This is a genomic window from Caldivirga sp. MU80 (genome assembly GCF_001663375.1).
Taxonomy (GTDB): domain Archaea; phylum Thermoproteota; class Thermoprotei; order Thermoproteales; family Thermocladiaceae; genus Caldivirga.
The window spans coordinates 1-18155 of sequence record NZ_LCTF01000010.1 but is presented as its reverse complement, the minus strand read 5'-3'; the positions used below and the strand labels follow the sequence as shown (position 1 = coordinate 18155).

Annotated in this window: 16 protein-coding genes and 1 tRNA gene; 11 read left to right on the top strand and 6 right to left on the bottom strand. The window is 47.2% G+C overall.

The window, feature by feature from the left end; genetic code table 11:
- Positions 1 to 130 precede the first annotated feature (130 nt).
- The 3 genes from AAX04_RS04220 to AAX04_RS04210 are packed head-to-tail and all read left to right on the top strand — an operon-like array spanning position 131 to position 2709.
- On the top strand, positions 131 to 586 hold the full coding sequence (locus AAX04_RS04220) for a hypothetical protein (RefSeq protein WP_066794475.1): 456 nt from the start codon (positions 131 to 133) through the stop codon (positions 584 to 586).
- A 1-nt stretch (position 587) separates the two neighbouring features.
- Positions 588 to 1154: an ATP/GTP-binding protein gene (locus tag AAX04_RS04215; protein ID WP_066794578.1), complete on the top strand. Its 567-nt coding sequence runs from the start codon at positions 588 to 590 to the stop codon at positions 1152 to 1154.
- A gap of 55 nt (positions 1155 to 1209) precedes the next feature.
- Entirely contained in the window at positions 1210 to 2709 is a 1500-nt protein-coding gene (locus AAX04_RS04210; protein ID WP_066794473.1) for a 7-cyano-7-deazaguanine synthase, read from the top strand.
- A 32-nt stretch (positions 2710 to 2741) separates the two neighbouring features.
- Here the strand turns inward: AAX04_RS04210 and AAX04_RS04205 are convergent, their stop codons facing one another.
- Together AAX04_RS04205 and AAX04_RS04200 are read right to left on the bottom strand one after the other, a co-directional pair.
- Positions 2742 to 3752, bottom strand: coding sequence for an ATP-dependent 6-phosphofructokinase (locus tag AAX04_RS04205; RefSeq protein ID WP_066794470.1), 1011 nt, complete (start codon positions 3750 to 3752; stop codon positions 2742 to 2744).
- A complete protein-coding gene (locus AAX04_RS04200; protein ID WP_066794467.1) occupies positions 3749 to 4549 on the bottom strand; it encodes a class I fructose-bisphosphate aldolase in 801 nt (266 codons plus the stop codon). The genes AAX04_RS04205 and AAX04_RS04200 overlap by 4 nt, the downstream gene beginning before the upstream one ends.
- A gap of 246 nt (positions 4550 to 4795) precedes the next feature.
- On the opposite strand from AAX04_RS04200, the gene AAX04_RS04195 reads away from it, so the two are divergent.
- Positions 4796 to 6577 (top strand): APC family permease, encoded by a 1782-nt coding sequence (locus AAX04_RS04195; RefSeq protein WP_255363479.1) that lies wholly within the window; start codon positions 4796 to 4798, stop codon positions 6575 to 6577.
- Positions 6578 to 6579: 2 nt separating this feature from the next.
- On the opposite strand, the gene alaXM is transcribed toward AAX04_RS04195, so the two are convergent.
- Positions 6580 to 7308 carry an alanyl-tRNA editing protein AlaXM gene (gene alaXM / locus AAX04_RS04190; protein WP_066794462.1) on the bottom strand — a complete coding sequence of 243 codons (729 nt, stop codon included), beginning with the start codon at positions 7306 to 7308 and terminating at the stop codon, positions 6580 to 6582.
- Positions 7309 to 7397: 89 nt separating this feature from the next.
- Between alaXM and AAX04_RS04185 the strand changes: the two genes are divergently transcribed.
- The 3 genes from AAX04_RS04185 (at position 7398) to AAX04_RS04175 (ending at position 12139) form a co-directional block, all read left to right on the top strand.
- Positions 7398 to 8174: a hypothetical protein gene (locus tag AAX04_RS04185; RefSeq protein WP_156519688.1), complete on the top strand. Its 777-nt coding sequence runs from the start codon at positions 7398 to 7400 to the stop codon at positions 8172 to 8174.
- Positions 8175 to 8346: 172 nt separating this feature from the next.
- Positions 8347 to 9348 (top strand): TIGR00269 family protein, encoded by a 1002-nt coding sequence (locus AAX04_RS04180; RefSeq protein WP_066794456.1) that lies wholly within the window; start codon positions 8347 to 8349, stop codon positions 9346 to 9348.
- 334 nt (positions 9349 to 9682) lie between these two features.
- On the top strand, positions 9683 to 12139 hold the full coding sequence (locus tag AAX04_RS04175) for a V-type ATPase 116kDa subunit family protein (protein WP_066794453.1): 2457 nt from the start codon (positions 9683 to 9685) through the stop codon (positions 12137 to 12139).
- A gap of 12 nt (positions 12140 to 12151) precedes the next feature.
- On the opposite strand, the gene AAX04_RS04170 is transcribed toward AAX04_RS04175, so the two are convergent.
- The gene (locus tag AAX04_RS04170) at positions 12152 to 12544 is read right to left on the bottom strand and encodes a hypothetical protein (protein WP_066794451.1); all 393 of its coding nucleotides are present in this window, start codon (positions 12542 to 12544) and stop codon (positions 12152 to 12154) included.
- 164 nt (positions 12545 to 12708) lie between these two features.
- On the opposite strand from AAX04_RS04170, the gene AAX04_RS04165 reads away from it, so the two are divergent.
- Positions 12709 to 13086, top strand: coding sequence for a peroxiredoxin (locus AAX04_RS04165; RefSeq protein WP_238377792.1), 378 nt, complete (start codon positions 12709 to 12711; stop codon positions 13084 to 13086).
- 195 nt (positions 13087 to 13281) lie between these two features.
- Positions 13282 to 13360, top strand: a tRNA-Arg gene (locus tag AAX04_RS04160).
- A gap of 930 nt (positions 13361 to 14290) precedes the next feature.
- On the opposite strand, the gene AAX04_RS04155 is transcribed toward AAX04_RS04160, so the two are convergent.
- Positions 14291 to 15730 carry an NCS2 family permease gene (locus tag AAX04_RS04155; protein ID WP_084761194.1) on the bottom strand — a complete coding sequence of 480 codons (1440 nt, stop codon included), beginning with the start codon at positions 15728 to 15730 and terminating at the stop codon, positions 14291 to 14293.
- Positions 15731 to 15894: 164 nt separating this feature from the next.
- Between AAX04_RS04155 and tenA the strand changes: the two genes are divergently transcribed.
- Positions 15895 to 16554 carry a thiaminase II gene (gene tenA, locus AAX04_RS04150; RefSeq protein WP_066794450.1) on the top strand — a complete coding sequence of 220 codons (660 nt, stop codon included), beginning with the start codon at positions 15895 to 15897 and terminating at the stop codon, positions 16552 to 16554.
- A 16-nt stretch (positions 16555 to 16570) separates the two neighbouring features.
- Here the strand turns inward: tenA and AAX04_RS04145 are convergent, their stop codons facing one another.
- The gene (locus AAX04_RS04145; protein ID WP_066794449.1) at positions 16571 to 17761 is read right to left on the bottom strand and encodes a serine hydrolase; all 1191 of its coding nucleotides are present in this window, start codon (positions 17759 to 17761) and stop codon (positions 16571 to 16573) included.
- A gap of 155 nt (positions 17762 to 17916) precedes the next feature.
- On the opposite strand from AAX04_RS04145, the gene AAX04_RS04140 reads away from it, so the two are divergent.
- Positions 17917 to 18155 (top strand): helix-turn-helix domain-containing protein (locus AAX04_RS04140; protein WP_369818405.1); only part of this gene is annotated, 239 nt, incomplete at its 3' end.

The window sequence follows — 18155 nt, the reverse complement described above, 5'->3', positions numbered from 1 at the left end:
GCCTACTCTATGGTTAGTCAACATCAACAAGCAGTAGATTAAATGTGGAGCTTAGTGCAATCCATAACAGAGCCCTTATTTAAGGACAACAAAAAACATAAATACAATACTAGTTATTACACAGTTAGCTGTGTCTGAGTCTAATTCAATAGTTAAGATGATTAATGAGGAATTGGGGATTAACCTACTTGGGGTTCTGGTTTTCAATGGTAATGAAATAGTGCTGGCTAATGACGTACCAGTTGAGTTAATGCGCCTAGCAGCATCCCTAATTAACTTCATAAATAGGGTTAACGGTCTAGAGTACGCTAAGGTTAAGTTAAATAATGTGCTTATGTATGCAGTCAGGAGTGGTGACCTAATAATAGTGTTTTTAGCAAATCCAACATTAATTGAAGGTGCATTAAGCCTGGTAAACAGGTATGTGGATAAGTTAGTGAAGATGAGTTGGGAGGTGTTAAATAAGGCTAAGGCCATTGAACCTGCGGTCACGGTTGAGGGGGATGAGTTAACCGAGGATGATATACTTATACTGTTAGATTACTTTAAAGGTAAGTTACGGGAATTGGAGGCTAAGGGTGAGTAGCATGGTTAAGGTGTTTAAGCTAGTTATCGCCGGGCCCTATGGCGCAGGTAAGACGACCTTCGTTAAGACACTAAGTGAAGTTGTGCCCATTGAGACTGATGTTCCTGCGCCCGGTAAGAGCACCACAGTAGCCTTTGATTACGGTAAGATAAGGGTTAATGATATTGTGGTTCACCTCTTCGGCATACCAGGCCAGGAAAGGTTCAACTTCCTGTGGAGGATAATAGCCAGGGGTATGCATGCATACATATTCATGGTTGACTCATCATCGCTTGAGTCTGTTAAGTCGGCGATATTCATGTACAATTACTTCACGAGTACATTCCCAACAACGCCTCATGTAGTTGCCGCTAATAAACAAGACATAGCAAAGGTTGACATAAACAACGTGAGGATGATACTGGGTGTTAAACCAGACATTAAGGTGGTACCATTGATAGCCATTAACAAGAAGATGGTTCTAGAAACCCTAGTGGTGCTGCTTGATGAGGTCCATAGGTTGATGTATGGGTCAAGCTTTCAACAGGGCAATAGCCACGGCACCGGGAATGAAAAGACCTTAATGTAGCTTAGTTAATACTTGGGCATAAATGATTTAAGTGCGTGCGTTAGGCCTGGCTCCAATGGTTGAATGTTCAGTTAGCGGGGTTTTAATATTCGGGGAGCCTGATGAGGATAGGGTTAGGTTAATTGAGGGTAAGCTTAGGGATATTGTGATTAAGGCTGAGGAGAGGGGTAGGGATAGTTGGGGTATTGTAACGTTAAGTAGGGGTGGCGAGTTTAAGGTGCTTAAGGCGCCTGGTAGGGCCAGTGAAACCCTCCCAAGTTACCCAAGGATACTTGACAGTGATGCAGTCGCTGCTATAGCCAATAATAGGGCTGAACCAACGACGGAGTACGTTAGGGAGAAGGGTCTTAACGACATTCAACCGATGATTAGCGAGAACATTGCCGTTTCCCACAATGGTACCATAGCCAATGACGTAGAGTTGGAGGGTAAGTATGGGGTGAAGAAGATTAGCCAAATAGACTCCTCAATATTGCCGCCGCTACTTGAGAGTGTTTGGGATGGGTCACTTGAGGGTCTTCAAAGGCTGCTTAGGGATGATGTAGTGGGCTCGTTTGCATTAGCTATAATGGATAGGAGGAAGCCTGGTAAACTATGGCTTGCTGTTAACTTCAAGCCGCTCTACGTAATGTGGGATAGGGAGTTAAACGCCTTATTCTTCTCAAGCCTTGACACCTACCTGGAGGACCCCAATAAGCCACCTTGGGAGGCTAATGTCATTAAGAGGATTGAGCCCTACAGCGTGGTTGAGGTTTCAAACAGCGGTGAATGGAGGAAGCTGAGCCTACGTAGGGATGAGAATAAACCCAAGAGGGTTCTTGTGGTTGCCAGCGGTGGCCTTGACTCGACCACGGCTGCTACGCAACTGGTTAAGCAGGGTTATGATGTTACGCTGCTGCACTTTAACTATGGCCACGTGGCTGAGGGGCCTGAGGAGGCTGCCGTGAGGAGGATAGCGGACTTCCTTAATGTGCCGCTGCTTGAGGTTAACATGGACTTCTTCAGGATTGTTAGGCGCTCCCCACTACTCGGGGATGGTGAGATAAACAGGAGGAGGGATGGTGTGTCAGGGGCTGAGTTCGCCCATGAGTGGGTTCCAGCCAGGAACTTCGTCTTCATAGCCCTAGCCACAGCCATAGCTGAGGCATACGGCTACAACTACGTGGCCACTGGTATTAACCTAGAGGAGGCTGGTGCATACCCGGATAACGAAATGGAATTCATAAGGTTACTCAACCAGGTCTTACCATACGCCGTAGGGCCTAATAAGAATGTGGAATTGCTGATGCCGGTTGGCCACCTGGTTAAGCACGAGATAGTTAAACTTGGCCTTGAGGTTGGTGCACCACTTCACTTAACGTGGAGCTGTTACGATAAGGGGCCTAGGCACTGTGGCCGCTGTGGACCATGCTACATGCGTAGGTTAGCCTTCAAGATAAATGGAGTCAGGGACCCCGTGGAGTATAACCTACCCGCTGAGGTTGAGGAGGAGTTTTGGAGGGGAACGAGACCCTACAATATGCCTCCACAAATACGTAGAAAAAGCGAGAAGTAAGATGACACAAATTGTCGTATTTTTATTTAATTTTAACTTAAGTCTCCCCAGTAGGTTTCGTAGAGCCTTAGCCAGTATCCACTGACCAACTTATTCTTACCAACAACCTCAACAATAGGTACATGGGTTAATTCGCCATTACTGTAGGCAACCATTATACCATATTTACCATTCTCAATTGCCTCGTATGCTGCTGTGGCGTATCTGATTGCCAGGGTTCTGTCGAAGGCTGTTGGTGGTACTCCCCTTATTATGTGCCCTGGGATTACTGCCCTAGTCTCAATGCCCGTTGCCTTCTCTATGTAGTCAGCCAGCTCGTTTCCAACACCACCCAACCTAGCATGCCCGAACTCATCCCTTGGTCCACCATACTCCTTAACACCCTCGGAGATTACCACAAGGGCCCAGTGTTTATCGGCATAGGCCTCCTTAACCCTCCTAGCCACTGAATCCCAACTCACCGGTTTCTCAGGAATTATTGTTGCGTCTGCCATTGTTGCTAGTCCTGTGTGTAACGCTACCCAGCCCGCCTCCCTACCCATAACCTCCACAACACCAACCCTCTCATGAGACATCAAGGTAGTCCTAAAGGACTCAGAAACAGAAACAGCAGCATTAACAGCAGAATCAAAACCAATAGTAAAATCAGTACCAAAAACATCATTATCAATAGTCTTGGGTATACCCACAGCGTTAAGTATACCCCTCCTCTGGGCCTCGCCGGCTGCACCAAGCGTATCATCGCCACCAATGGCAACAACTACGTCGAGACCCAGCTCCTTAACGTTCTTCTCAAGTAACCTAGCCCTCTCCTCATCCTTAAATGGATTTGTCCTAGAGGTCTTTATGTATGTGCCACCTTCAAAGGCATGGTCAATCAGCTCTAGTGACGAGACCTTCTTAACCTCCCTTTCAAGTAACCCCCTCCAGCCATGGTATATTATGTAGACGTCGTGCCGCTTCTCAGCTAGCTTAACGAAGGTGTAGACGGCTATGTTTAAGCCCGGTGCATCCCCACCGCCGGTCAATACGCCAATCTTCATTGTAATTCACCCGCAAGTTCCTCAACCTTCCTACCCTCGTAAACCAGTTTACCGAGGACCTGGGCGAATTTTAAGGCATCCCTCCTCTGCCAAACGTTCCTACCAACTGCAATGCCCAATGCACCAGCTTCAATAACACCCTCAACCTGCTTAAGGAACTCCACCTCGGTCTTCGTCTTTGGTCCACCTGACATCAGCACAGGCACCTTTCCAGCCACCTTAACAGCCCATGAGAATGTCTTAGGGTCACCGGTGTACTTTATCTTCATTGCATCGGCTCCAACCTCAAGTGCAACCCTAGCGGCGTAGGCAACAATCTCAGGCGCCGTCTCATCCTTAACCTTACCTCCCCTTGGGTATGACCATATGACAAGTGGTATGTCGAATTTTAAGGCATCCCTCTTTATCCTAGCAACCTCCTCAAACATCTTCCACTCGTACCCACTACCGGCATATATCGTGTAGCCGACGGCACTTGCACCAAGGCTAACAGCCTCCTCAACGGTACAGTTGGCCACGGATAATGGTTCACCAGTGTACAGGCTTGTCTTTCCATTTAACTTAACTATGAGTGGTACACCACCGTCATAATACTTCTCAGCCACACCCCTCTGTAGGACTATTCCATCAAACCCGGCATCCCTAGCCAGCTTAACTATGTATGATGGGTCGGCTGAGTCAGGGTTTTCTAGGAAGTCTGTTGGTCCATGTTCTATGCCGTGGTCATAGGCCAATATTATTGACCTACCCCTCTTAGCGAATATCCTCTTGAACTTCTCCACTAAGCCATCCTGCATACAGATTCCCTTTAAACCTAAACCCTTTTTAACCCTATTAGTCGTAAGAGTGTGATTTTTAAAACCATCTATATAGAGTAAGTAATTAATGCCAACTCTACGCGTCCTAATTATTTTAATCTTTACATGAATCAAATTGCAATATTCAAGGGGTAAATTACTTGAGCAGTTAGTAAGGTTTATAAAAGGTATAAGTAATGATGCAGTTGATGAGCCTTCGATAAACCAGGTGAGGTACAGGTTAGGTTGAGGAGGGCGTTAACATTTACAGATATGCTATTTTTATCAATAAGTGGTATGATTGGAAGTGGATGGTTATTTGCAGCGTTAGCTGGGGCGTCCTATGCTGGGCCGGCCTCGATCATATCGTGGATGGTGGCTGCTGTATTATTCATATTCATTGGATTATCGTATGCTGAATTAGGCTCCATATTACCATTCAGCGGTTCACTGGTGCGCATTGACCATTACGCCCATGGTTCACTATCAAATTACCTACTTGGTTGGGCATACTTAATAGGTACGGCAACCACCGTCTCCATGGAGGCTGAGGCCATAATAATGTACACGAACAGCTACTTCCCCTACTTCAGCACCCCATCTGGGTACCTATCCACGCTGGGTGTTGCAGCTGCGGCGGCTTTAATAGCACTATTCACCGTCATACAGGTAATTGGGGTTAATGTTTTCGGTAAGGTTAACACAGCCATAACCATATGGAAGTTCATAGTTCCATCATTAACAGTGGTGCTCCTCTTAACCCTATATTTTCACCCAAGCAACTTCACGAAATATGGGGGCTTCACACCACTTGGCCTGCAGGCAGTGTTCACCGCTATGGTGCCGAGTGGCATAGTTTGGGCTTACGAGGGCTTTAGGCAGGCGTTGGAGTATGCTGGTGAGGCTGAGAACCCACATCGTGACGTTCCCCTAGCCTTAATACTGTCAATCCTAATCGTGGCGCTCCTTTACATAGCCCTGGAGGTGGCTTTCATAGGTGGGGTTAATTGGGGGAAGATAATGTTGAAGGGCAGCAACGGCGAATATGCAATCCCCATCAAGCCAGGCGACTGGGGAAACCTAGTCTACTCCAATTGGGCTGGTTCACCATTCTACACTGAACTAGCCACAAGTGGTGTAGCTGTCCTAGCAGCTTTCGCAGTCATACTGCTCATCGATGCCTGGCTATCGCCAGCGGGCACCATGGGTGTTTATATTGGTGCCACGGCCAGGAGCCTCTATGGGCTATCAAGGCAGGGTTACTACCCTGAAATATTCAGCTCACTGCATAGGAGATTCCAGACACCCTGGTTCTCAATGGTATTCACGTTCATATTAGCATTGCTATTCCTACTACCATTCCCAACCTGGTATCAGATAGTCAGCATATCCTCAACAGCCACTGTGGTTAATTACCTAGCAGGTGGATCGGCACTAGTAGTGCTTAGGAGGACTGCCCCAGAGTTGAGGAGGGCGTATAGAGTACCATTACCATGGTTAATAGGCTTAATAAGCTTCGTATCATCATCAATGCTCATATACCTAACTGGTTGGCCAAGCCTAGGCTACGTGTTCCTGGTTACGGCCTTCGGCCTACCGCTAATGATACTTGGCTATAGGGATAAGTTAGGGTTAAGCCTAGTTGAGGCCTCAGCGGCGTCATTGGCCTACTGGGTTACACTAGGCTTAGTAATGTACCTGGGACTGGTGAGTGGCCTAATAGGTTTCAGTGTTTACTGGACGGTATTCGCCTTAACGGTGATCGTAACCTTACTGTACCTTTACTATAAGACTAGGGGATCATACGCTGCCATGGAGGTTGCTTCATCATCCTGGTTCGTGGGGTATATGATAGTGATTGGTGCCTTATCCTACGTTGGCTCAATGGGTGAGGGTTACTTAAAGTATCCGTGGGATTACATAGCGGCGATAGCGTTATCAATAATATTCTTCGTCATGTCCGTTATGCAGGGCTTTGAAACCAAGGAAATAGCTGAGGTTAAGGCTAAGGGTGTGCCCGTTGAGTAGAATTACGGCTTAACCGTGAAGTAAATTCTTTTCTTATTCCTACCCCTGTTCTCAATCCTCTGCATAACTATCTCCCCCACCTCCCTTGTATTGGCGACATGAGGGCCTCCATCGGCCTGAACATCAACACCCGGTATCTCTACGATCCTCCACTTATCACCAGGTGGTGGTTCCCTCTCGGCCAGTTTAACTATGCCCGGTATCCTAAGTGCCTCCTCTCTAGGCATCCAGTAAACCTTAACCTCAATACCCCTTTTAACCACCTCATTGGCCTCAGCCACTATTTCACTAAAAATCCTCCTAAGCTCCTCACCACCTGCCGTTAAGTTGTAGTCATCCCTGGCATAATCGGGTTGAATATCGCCACCAGTCACTAGGGCATTGTACTTGGAGTAGGCTATGCCGGCCATTATGTGGGATGCCGTGTGCAGCCTCATCAACCTGTAGCGCCTATCCCAGTCTAGAATTACCCTAACCCTATCGCCAGGCTTAACCTGAGGATTCCTATCTAATACGTGTATCACGTCATCGCTATCCCTCTTGTGCATTGCATCAACAATCCTATACTGCTCACCGTTAACCATAATTAACCCTGAGTCATGGGCAACGCCACCACTGTTTGGGTGTATTATAGTCCTGTCCAATATTACCTGGTTCCCATCAACAGCCACCACGGAGGCTTCAAGTTCCTTTAGGTAACTGTCCTGCTGGTAAACGTGAACCGTAGGCATAACCACCACTTGAAGCACTGGTTATTATACTTCACCGCACTAGGTTACTCAGCATATGCATAAAACCCTAAATATACCAGCTGGCGTAAATGCGAGACAACGTGATTATTAACCTAGGGGATGATGTAGCGGTATTGACGCTCACCTACATAACATACGCATTATCTGCCCTGCATTTTAACCAAGCTGAGTACGCGGTCTCTATCTCAATGGCGGCTACGCCAATTATTCAGCGTTACCTAATTAGGAGCGGGTTATTTAGCTATCATGGGATGACCAGGTCCTACACCGTGTCGATGCTTAACCTAGCCTTAACGTGGATAACAATAACCGTGCTCATGGCCATGGGCCTTGGTACACAATTACCCATACTCCTTGCCTCACCCTTCATAGCCCTGGCGCTGGCAATAGGAGTCACTAGGACAGTTAATACAGTTGGGCAAGTGACACCACTACTTCTCGCATCACCGCTGGTAATTCTAGTGGGCATATCGCAACTGGCAGTTGCGCTATACTCACTGGTCCCATTCATAATGGCCGCTGCATTACTAGTTGTGTTAAGGGACAGGTACGGTGGATATATTAGGCTAAGTAAAACCGCCCCTGGGGTTGCCCTAGCTCAATACGCACTGTACATGGAGTTTAAATTGCTTAACCCACACTCGCTGGCTCAACTTGAATTGCTCATTATATACCTAATAGTGCTTTTAACACCCTTCATACCACTGGGCAGGTTAGGTATTGCATGGAGGCGCTATGCCTTAATAATCCTAGCCGTGGTAGCGATAACATCAATTATATTTAACCTAGTTACTCTAGCATGCACTAGCTTAATAATCATCATTAGATTGCTACTCTTTTATTAATAAACTTCATTTATAGTTAACATAGGGAGTGGTTATGTGAGTTATTCGATGGAGGAAATGTTATTGTGTGTAAGGCTGTTAGGTTAAAGACTGCATTCTCTGCTGGTGTTAAGTTTTGGCTGTTAATTGAGGAGACTATATTAACTGTGGGTTAACTAAGCCCTGTAACCCTATGGTAGCGTTGTGCGACAGGTGTGGCGTTAGGGAAGCCCAGTACTTCAAGGTGTCTAGTGGTGAGAGGCTTTGTCTAAACTGCCTATTTAATACTATTGAGGACACCGTGACTAGGACAATTAGGAGGTACAGGTTAATAGGCAGTGGCGATAGAATTGGCATAGCAATTAGCGGTGGTAAGGATAGCCTTGTTTTAATGTACCTGCTGGGTAAGTTAAGGAGACACGGTAAGATACCTAGGGATGCCGAGTTAATAGCCTTCAGTATTGATGAGGGTCAACCATACAGTTGCGTGAGGAGGTCAAGCGCAGGTGACTACATAGGCAAGTTAGCCAGTGAGTTTAACATTGAGTACAAGTTATTCACATTCAAAGATCTATTCGGGGTCACAGCGTTTGACGTGGCCCAAGGCCTATGGGGTAAAGGTGTTAACGTGCATATGTGCACCATATGCGGGGTCTTGAGGAGGAGGGCAATGAATATCATAGGCAGGAGACTTAACTTAAGCAAGATAGCCACAGGCCACAACCTGGATGACGAGGCTCAGACAGTCATGCTGAACGTCATGAGTAATGATATTAAGAGGTTCGCCTGGTTCGGCGTCACACCAAGCAACGACGTGGCTGAGGAGGAGTTCATACCTAGGATTAAGCCACTTAGGTTTGTGAGGGAGGAGGAGGTAGCCATCTACGCCTACTACCACGGCATACCGCTCATGACGATTGAATGCCCCTTCGTCTACAACAACCCACGCTTTGAGCTTAAGTTCACCCTGGCCAGGTGGGAGAGGGATAACCCAAACGTCAAGTACTCCATGGTCTCCTTCGGCGACCAATTGTCCAAAATGATTAATGACAGGTTTAAGGAGCAGGTAAAGTTGAATAAATGCACCTACTGCGGCTTCCCAACGTCAGGCAGGGTCTGCAGGGTATGCGAGTTACTTAACCAGGCTGGTTTACTGGAAAAGTACCTAAGGTTTACTGGAAAAGTACCTAAATGACCCCCTTCCCGTTCTTTTGGGTGGTTTTTCGCTGTTGGGGTTTTGGTTGTTGCTCTGTCTGTTGTGGGGTTGGTGGTTTTGTTCTTGGGGTGGTGGTGAGGGTGGGGTATTGTCCCACCGGCTCATCTGAGGCAAGGGAAGTAACCCCCTCTCGGGGGCACCAACCCAAGCACCAAACACCCATGCAAAACTGTGGCTTATAACCCAACGTCTGAGGACCACGTAGCGGAACAACTCCACCCTAAAGAGCGAGACTTGGCCGTTGTCACATAGGGGTTGCTAACGTTCAATAAATATAATTTAAGTTTAAAAACCTAGGTACCACGGGTTTTACGTGCCTATAGAGAGGGTTATTGAGTATAAGATAACGGTGCCAAGGCATGCAGCCTTAGACATAGTATTCAGGGTGGGGTTACTGGGCATATTCATGCCTATTGACAGGCCATCGAAGCTACCTGCACCACCAATTGACCAGGAGGTGTACAGTGGCGTTAGGGGGTTGATTGAGGCTGCAAGGGCCATAACTAAGTACAGCCAAACCCCCCAGGATTTAAACGTAGGCAAGTTCAACGTTAAGGCTTCAAGCTTCAGGGACTTAGTGGAGTCGGTTTATAAGAGTGGCGAGGAGCTGATAAGCAGGGTTAGGCAGATTGAGGATTCCCTCGGCGGTCTCGAGGGTGATTTACTTAGGTATAGGCTACTGATTAAGGTTAACTCACTGATGGGTTCAACACGGTTCAGGAACATTAAATACATCGTGTTTGAGGTCCCAGTCAGATCCCTAAGGGACTTTGAGGACGCGGTGAGGCAGGTTGAGGATGCAATGCTGGTTAAGCTTGAGGAGGCTAATGATAAGGCATACCTACTGGTGGTTTCACCAACCTGGGAGTTGGGGAAGGTTAACGACATTGTTAGGCTTCATAACGTTAGACAAGTTGATTTACCTGAAGCTGACATGGACAATGCCAATGCTAGGGTTAAGGAGTTGGAGGCGGCCATAAGTAACCTTAAGGGGCAGTTAAGCTCACTCATCAACAGTAATAAGGCTAAGATAAGGGGCATACTTGACGCAGCCAACATCGCCGAGAGCGTGGTGCAAACCTACATAAACAGCGCTGTGGAGGAGGGTGGTGAGGTTATAAGTAGAATTGACATGATTAAGAGGCAGATAAGTGAACTTGAGTCCCGGTTAAGTAGGTTTAGGTTACTTATGGAGGCTTACAATGGCTTAATAAAGAGTGGTTTAAGGTCCATTGAACTTAAGGCGATGGCGTACACGCTTTTCGTGGTTAAGGGTCAAGTACCCCCTGAGTTGGATAAATACCCAGGTTACGTAATAAACCTAGACAATGACCTGAAGGCATACTTGGCAGTGGGTGACGTTGAGTATCCTGAAACCGGCAGCATAGTTAAGGCACCTAGGGAGCATTTAACCGACCTCCAAGCCTCGGTTAACTTACTGAGTAGGGAGGTTAGGGAGATTGAGCGTAGGCTTGGTGAATTGAGAAGTGAGCTTAGTGAAATAATGCGCGAGAGGGATGAGGCATGCAACTACAGCCTTGAGGAGGCTAGGCAGTTAAGCGACTTAGTGACAATTAGGGGTTTTGTCCTTGAGAAGAATCTCAATAAGTTTGAGGACTTCCTCTACAGGACCCTAACCGACCTGGCAGTGGACGCTAAGGTTAGGAAATTCACTAGAATAGCCCAGGTAAGCACCGTGGACCCTGATGAAGCCCCCACCAGCGAGGAGTACCCATTACCGCTCAGGGCATTTAAGGAGATAACGTACATGTACGGCATACCGAGGTATGGTGAAGTCAGCCCAGTCACTTTAACAGCGATACTATTCCCAATATTCTTCGGCTGGATGTTCCCAGATGCTGGGCAAGGTGCAATTCTCATACTCTTCGGCGTGTTGATGAATAAGCTCAGGTACAATGGTAAGAACGGTATACTTAGGGCAATGTTTTCAGGTAAGGCTAACATGTGGGGTGTTCTCTTCACCATGATGGGTACTTGGGCCATCGTGTTCGCTCTACTAAATAGTGGTGAAGTGTTTGGAATGGACCTAATAAGGCCCCTATTACCATGGGGCCGCGTGTTCGTTAATGGTGACATAAGTGAATACTGGATAGACTGGACGTTGCCATTAGCCATGCTCTTCGGGTTTGCCATGCTTACCCTGTCCCTCATACTTAAACCCATCAATAGGGCTAGGCTTGGGCATAGGCTAGATGCATTAACATTAACGTGGGTTCCCCTGGTCTTCATAGGCTTTGGTTTACTAATGATGAACGCGGGGATAGTGCCCGTTGCACTACTTAACCCAGCATTCTCAACACTGCTGGCACCAGGGGTTAGGTTGCTTGGCGCAGCGTTAATCACCATAGGCCTAGGCGGATTCTTCGGAGTGTTCATGTACGTTAAGTCTGTCCCTGGGGCCGAGGTTGACGTAACCGAGTTGATGGTTGGCCTAACCATAGAGGGTATTCTGGACGCCATAGCAAACACGTTGTCCTTCATGAGGCTTGGCATAATAGCCCTAGTGCACAGCATATTCACATACATGACCTACCAATTAGCGTTGTCACTCGGCCTACTGACCCCAGCAGGCTTGGCCACAATGATAATACTCAACATACTTATCATAGCCGGGGAGGGTTTCCTAACCTTCATACAGACCAGCAGGTTAACATTCTATGAAATGTACTCAAAGTTTTACGAGGGTTCAGGTAAACCCTACACCCCATTAACCTACCAGTTAACAGCCTTAAACGTGGAACTACCCTAATACCCATGGCTTTCACTCATCATTAACGGTGACTACGTCGAATTGAAAGCCACCAATTTTAACAACCCCATCCTTAATCATCCTAAGCCTAATGGAGTCTAACCCCCTCGATAAGGCGTCATCAATAACGTACTCCACACTAAGGCTAATGCACTCACCGGGCCTTAGCTCAAAGCTACCGCTCTCAGGGTCTTCACTACTGGTGGATATGCCATTACTGGCCTTAAGCGCTATGTACCTAACATACCCCTCAAGCCCAGTCTTGGTGAAGGGGCCAATGTACCTTAACCTAAGCCTAACCGTATCACTGCCATTGTTGCAAAGCCTAGCGGAATCACTGTACACTGCCCTCCCACCCACATCCTTAGTCACGTACACGAGGAACCTATGGAATACCTTAACCATTACACACCAGTGCCGGTTGGTTTCACAGGGTTAAAAGAACTTTAACCAAGCAACCCTTCACCACCTTCAGGAGGCTTCATTTGGGGAGTTTGCCAAGTCACCAGTGTTCACTTAAAATAATAATTCAGTGAAAGGGTAAAATAGGCAGAGGTATGAGCATGTTCATGGTAACTGAGGGTGAGTTGGCCCCTGACTTCGAGCTTGATGGGCATGATGGTGAAAGGGTTAGGTTAAGCGGCTATAGGGGTAGGTGGGTAATCATATACTTCTTCCCAAAGGCCTTCACGCCTGGTTGCACCCTGGAGACCCAGGAATTCTCCAAGCTTTGGAATGAGTTCAGTAGATACGGCGTAGTGGTCCTTGGGATAAGCACAGATAGTGTAGGCACCCAGAGGAGGTTCGCGGAGAAGCATAAGGTTGGGTTTAAGCTACTCAGTGATAGTAAGGGTGAGGTTTCAAAGAAATACGGCGTGCTTAGGCCAACAGGGACAGCGGAGAGGGTAACATTCATTGTGGATCCAGATGGGAAAGTGGTAAGGTGATTAAGAACGTTAAGCCAGATGAACACCCAGCCAAGGCGCTGGAGTACATTAAAGAGGCACTGCAGGCCCATTGAACACGTGGACTTATGGCACGCATGGTTAAACCCCATAATTAATCCTAATGTAGATTCACCAAAGCCATATCAACCGAGTTCGGTAAAATTTTAATTCCACTATGTGGGGTCTGAGATGGGTGGGCCCGTAGCTCAGCCAGGTTTAGAGCGGCGGCCTTCGGAGCCGTAGGTCGTGGGTTCAAATCCCACCGGGCCCGCCAGAGAATGAAACCCGAAATCGCTTCTCTCATTCAATCCCCATCCACCATGCATATCGCCAACACTAACCACTGATGGGCACCCAATTAACCCCCAGTACACACGGTTGTATTGATTAGCGTGACAATATTAACAAACGTTAAGACAATACCCCTCGGTAGGAGGATAACAAAATCCAGTGACCAGTATTACATCATCTTGCCAGTGGAGTTGAATGAACTGGAGTACCCACACGAGAATGAGGTAACGGTTAAAGTGTACCGTTTAGGTCGCTGTGCAGTTTATGCTCAACTGGACATAAGCTGCACCCCTCAGTCTTCTTTTAACTTCAACGTTTTATACTCCACGACCTCGTACGCTTTGATTCCGTATTCCTGAACCTTCAACTCAACGGCATCCATCAACTTGTGGTAAGACTACGTATTCATGTTGAATTTACTACCCTTATCCTAGGCGATGTTGAAGGGGATAACCCAAGTAACTGATACTCCCAATTTGTGGGGGAGTTTGATTAGTGGTTTGCAAAATCCCTATAAAGGCACGGCACCCTCTTCCCTAACTTCCCATGCAGTCTCCTAATTTCCCAGTTCAACCCATCAATCACATCACCCAGTAGTTTATCCCGTTAATTAGCACTTGGATAGTTAGTTCGGTTAAACCTTTATAGTATTAGTAGGATTTGAGGTTTTAGGTTAATTACCAGGGGCTGGCTTGATGGCGCCTACCACCTACACCCTCCTCATTAACCTCAAGTAAGACTTACCTAAGGGTGAGTTCTGAACTACATTAGGTTCAGGGTGCTGCACGAAAAGGACGCTCAAGCTCCTCAGTCAGTGGCCTTGTAGTCTCAAAAAGCTTAACACTACATAATATAATCTAGATACTTAAAATTAAGATCACAGTCATAATCCATGTATTTAACACCGAGAATCCTACAGCGATGGCACCATGGCTACGAAGTAGATGATGAATATGAGAGTTATTACTACTGTTGCCACCGAGAGGTCACGGTATCTACCGCTGATCAACTTTACGAAGGTGTACGTTATGAATGCAAGGCCTATTCCAGTTGCTATACTGTACGTTAACGGTATACCAACTATCGCTATGAACGCCGGTATGGCCTCTGTTAAATCACTAAAGTTTAACTTGGGGATTAGGGATATGAAAAGTAACCCTACGAGTATTAGGACTGGTGCGGTGGCGAAGTCGGGGATCATGACTACTATTGGTCCTAACGGTAGGAATGCCAGGAATAGTAACCCAGTTACCAGTGAGGTCAACCCGGTTCTACCTCCACTTTCTATCCCAGCTGCGGACTCGACATATATTACCGTTGTGGTTGTGCCTGCAAGCCCACCCACTATCGTGCCTATTGCATCAGTGTAGAGGGCCCTATCAATATTAATGGGTCTCCCCCTCTCATCAACAAGCCCTGCCCTATTTGATAAGCCAACTATGGTGCCTATGCCATCGAAGAACTCTATTATCCAAAGGGAGAAGGCAACTGGGAAGGCTAGGCTGACTAGCTCCACCCACCACCTGATGTTCTGGGGGAAGTTTGGTATTATTGAAGTTGAGAATAACGGCGGCTGAAACACACTCGAGGGTGGCTTAACGAGGCCAAGCGCGATGCCCACTATGGTTAGGGCTACAATAGTTATCAGGAAGGCGCCTGGCACATTGCGTATGTAAAGCGTTATCGCAACCATCAAGCCTACGAAGGCCAGTATTGCTGTCGGCGTTACAAATGCCTTAACATTAAATGCGATTGGGGTTCCAGTTCCAGGTTCGACAAAGCCGCTTAGGTAAAGCCCTATTAGGGTTATGAAAAGGCCAATACCCACGCTAATGCCTATGGCTAGGTTTGGGGATATGGACCTCACTATCCTTTCCCTAATCCCAGACCACGTGGTGAATAGGAATATGAGGCCATCGATGAAGACCGACGTCAACGCAACCATCATCGCTATCTCCGCTGCCCTAGGCCCAGTAACTCCAGTGTTGAGTAGGGTGGTTGTGAAGACTGGTATTACCGAGAAGGCTATGAACGAGTTCTCCCCCATGCCTGGCGCCATGGCGAAGGGTAGCCGTGCGAAGAATGCCATTAGTAATGTACCGAAGGCCGCGGCAATGGCTGTCCCGGCAGCTACACCAAGCTTAATGGTGTACACAAGCTCCTGGTATTGAGGGGTTAAGGTACTGGAGCCTATGGCGTGCATTAGGGCTAGTTCAAAGCCGCTACCAACTATGGTGGGGTTAACGAACAGTATGTAGGCCATTGTAAGGAAAGTTGTTAACCCTGCAACAACCTCCCTCCTGGGGTTAAGTACAGTTACCGAGGGTGGCCTAAGTAAATCCAACAACGCCACTAGGCGCTAATTGCCGTGATTATTAAAATATTACCCTTAATAGTGTGGATTGTTTAAAAATGCCTTTTAATTATTTAAATCAATTAAATGACTGCTCACCACAGTGTTAAGCCATTTGAAGATTACCCAGTAATCTTTATTAAATAACCTTTTTATTGGTTTTTATGGAAGTATCCGAGATCCTATGGTCATCGATTAAGGACATTTACGATGCAATACTTAGGCACCCATTTATAGTGGGTTTAGCCGACGGCAGCCTTGATGTTGAGAAGTTTAAGTTCTACATAGCCCAGGACCACATGTACCTGGACAAGTATGTTAGAGCCCTAGCCGTCTTAGCGGCCAAGATGCCTAACATCAGTGAGCTTCAAATGTTCACTAGGCACATAATGAATGCCATAAATGTTGAGAGGGAGCTTCACAGTAAGTTAACTAAACTCTTGAACATAGACATTAACAGGTACATCATGTCACCCACCAACACCGCCTACACTAACTACCTTTTAGCAGAGGCTTACTCAAAGCCCCACTACGAGGCCATGGCCGCCATCCTACCATGCTACTGGATTTACGAGAGGGTTGGCAGGCACCTAGCCGAAGTGGCCAGGGAGACTAGGGAGGAGTACAGGCTTTGGATAAGCGTGTATAGTAGCCCTGAATACGCTGGGTCGGTTAGGGAGGTTTTAAACGTCATCGACTCCCTGGAGTTGACCAGGGAACAGTTGGCGGATATGGTTAAGGCCTTTAGGTTAGCCGCAGTTTACGAGTACCTGTTTTGGGATTCAGCGTATAGGCTTGAGCAATGGCCGATTAACCCAACTTAACGGTTAACCCGCATGTTCAACGACCCTTCACTAATTTAAACCTCTCGTAAATCAACTCAACGCCATTATTGGTTATGTGGAATTCAGCAGAGGTCTTAACACCATTTACCAGTGTAAAGTACCTGGCGTAATCATGCCTAACCTCCTCAGGGACAAGTATCGTAGCCTCCCTAGTATGTTTAGTGGTGTTTTCAAGTATTAGGAAGTCACCCCGCCTACTAACTTTAACCCTAACCGCACCACCATACGACTCATAGACCCCTTCAAGTAGCCTAGCGGTGTTTTCGCGAATGAATACTCCAATTTCCTTATCCGGGTCGTGGTTGAGCATTAGGGCTAACGCGTACATACCCACATTGGCCAGTGGGTAACCTTGGGCATTAGCCATAACCGCAACACCCACACCCCTAGCTGGCATGTAGGCCATGTAGGCTGTGTAGACGAGCACATTACCACCATGGCTAATTAGTCTCTCACCCATGAAGTTATCACTAACCACTAACCCATACCCATAACCCTCGTCGCCGATCACCCTCCAGGGCACGTCAATGTACTTCCTCTCAGCCAGCTCAAGGTACTCCCTACTAATGACCCTCACGCCATTTAGCTCACCCTTATTGACCAGCATTGCCACGTACCTAGACATGTCAATTACATTGCTCAACAACCCACCATCAGAGGTTATGCCAAATGGGAACCTACTGACCAAGTGCCTACCCTCCTCATCAACTATGTAAGGCGCTGCGACGTCGGGGTCCTTATTAACATCATCAGCCTTAAAGTATGTCCTACCCATGCCCAGCGGCTTAAGGATATGCCTAGTTACATACTCGTCATAAGGCATGCCACTGACCTTACGTATAATCTCACCAAGTATGACGTAACCTTCATTGAGGTAAAAGAACCTCTCACCGGGCTTAGCCACAGCCCACTCACTGGCGTGGCTCATAAATGTAAGCACGTCGTTTGGTGCTGATAAGGGAAGCCAGCTTGAGTCTAGGTTAAGAACACCATTTATGAAAGCCTCGGCATAGCCTAGGGCAGGTATGCCACTACTGTGGGTGAGTAGGTGATGCACCAGTACCGGTTCGTTAAGGGCCCTTAGTCTCAATGGGACGTACTTCTCCACCTGGTCCTGAAGACTTAACCTTCCCTCCTCCGCCAGTTTAAGTATGGCTAGGGCTGTGAAGGACTTAGTTATTGACAATAATGGTCAAGTCTTGCCTTTTATGGTAGTGTTTATTGTTTCTTTGTTTGTTTAAAGTTTTGGCCTATTGTCCAGTATTTTTGCTTCTGGTTACTTTTTAATTCCCCCTTTTGTTTTGTGTTTTCTCAGTGCCTAGGGTGGTGCCTTTTTCTTCCTTGGATGAGTCGGTGGGTCGATCACCCACTGTTTTCACTACCCTAGGCACACAATCCTCCTCCACCCCTAAATCGAAGGGTAGGAAATCAAGGAGTGAGGAAATGCGCACTGTTAGGCTTAGGTTGTTGCCGAACGGTACCCAGGAGCGTAAATTGCGGAGAATCGCCGATGCCACCGCTAGGCTTTGGAATGAGTTAAACTACGCTAGGCTTGTGCAGTATAGGGCATCGGGCAAGGT

Coding starts and splice junctions, on each gene's coding strand:
- AAX04_RS04215 (WP_066794578.1), top strand. CDS start 588: ATGGTTAAGGTGTTTAAGCTAGTTATCGCCGGGCCCTATGGCGCAGGT.
- AAX04_RS04210 (WP_066794473.1), top strand. CDS start 1,210: ATGGTTGAATGTTCAGTTAGCGGGGTTTTAATATTCGGGGAGCCTGAT.
- AAX04_RS04205 (WP_066794470.1), bottom strand. CDS start 3,752: ATGAAGATTGGCGTATTGACCGGCGGTGGGGATGCACCGGGCTTAAAC.
- AAX04_RS04200 (WP_066794467.1), bottom strand. CDS start 4,549: ATGCAGGATGGCTTAGTGGAGAAGTTCAAGAGGATATTCGCTAAGAGG.
- alaXM (WP_066794462.1), bottom strand. CDS start 7,308: ATGCCTACGGTTCACGTTTACCAGCAGGACAGTTACCTAAAGGAACTT.
- AAX04_RS04185 (WP_156519688.1), top strand. CDS start 7,398: ATGCGAGACAACGTGATTATTAACCTAGGGGATGATGTAGCGGTATTG.
- AAX04_RS04180 (WP_066794456.1), top strand. CDS start 8,347: ATGGTAGCGTTGTGCGACAGGTGTGGCGTTAGGGAAGCCCAGTACTTC.
- AAX04_RS04170 (WP_066794451.1), bottom strand. CDS start 12,544: ATGGTTAAGGTATTCCATAGGTTCCTCGTGTACGTGACTAAGGATGTG.
- AAX04_RS04165 (WP_238377792.1), top strand. CDS start 12,709: ATGGTAACTGAGGGTGAGTTGGCCCCTGACTTCGAGCTTGATGGGCAT.
- tenA (WP_066794450.1), top strand. CDS start 15,895: ATGGAAGTATCCGAGATCCTATGGTCATCGATTAAGGACATTTACGAT.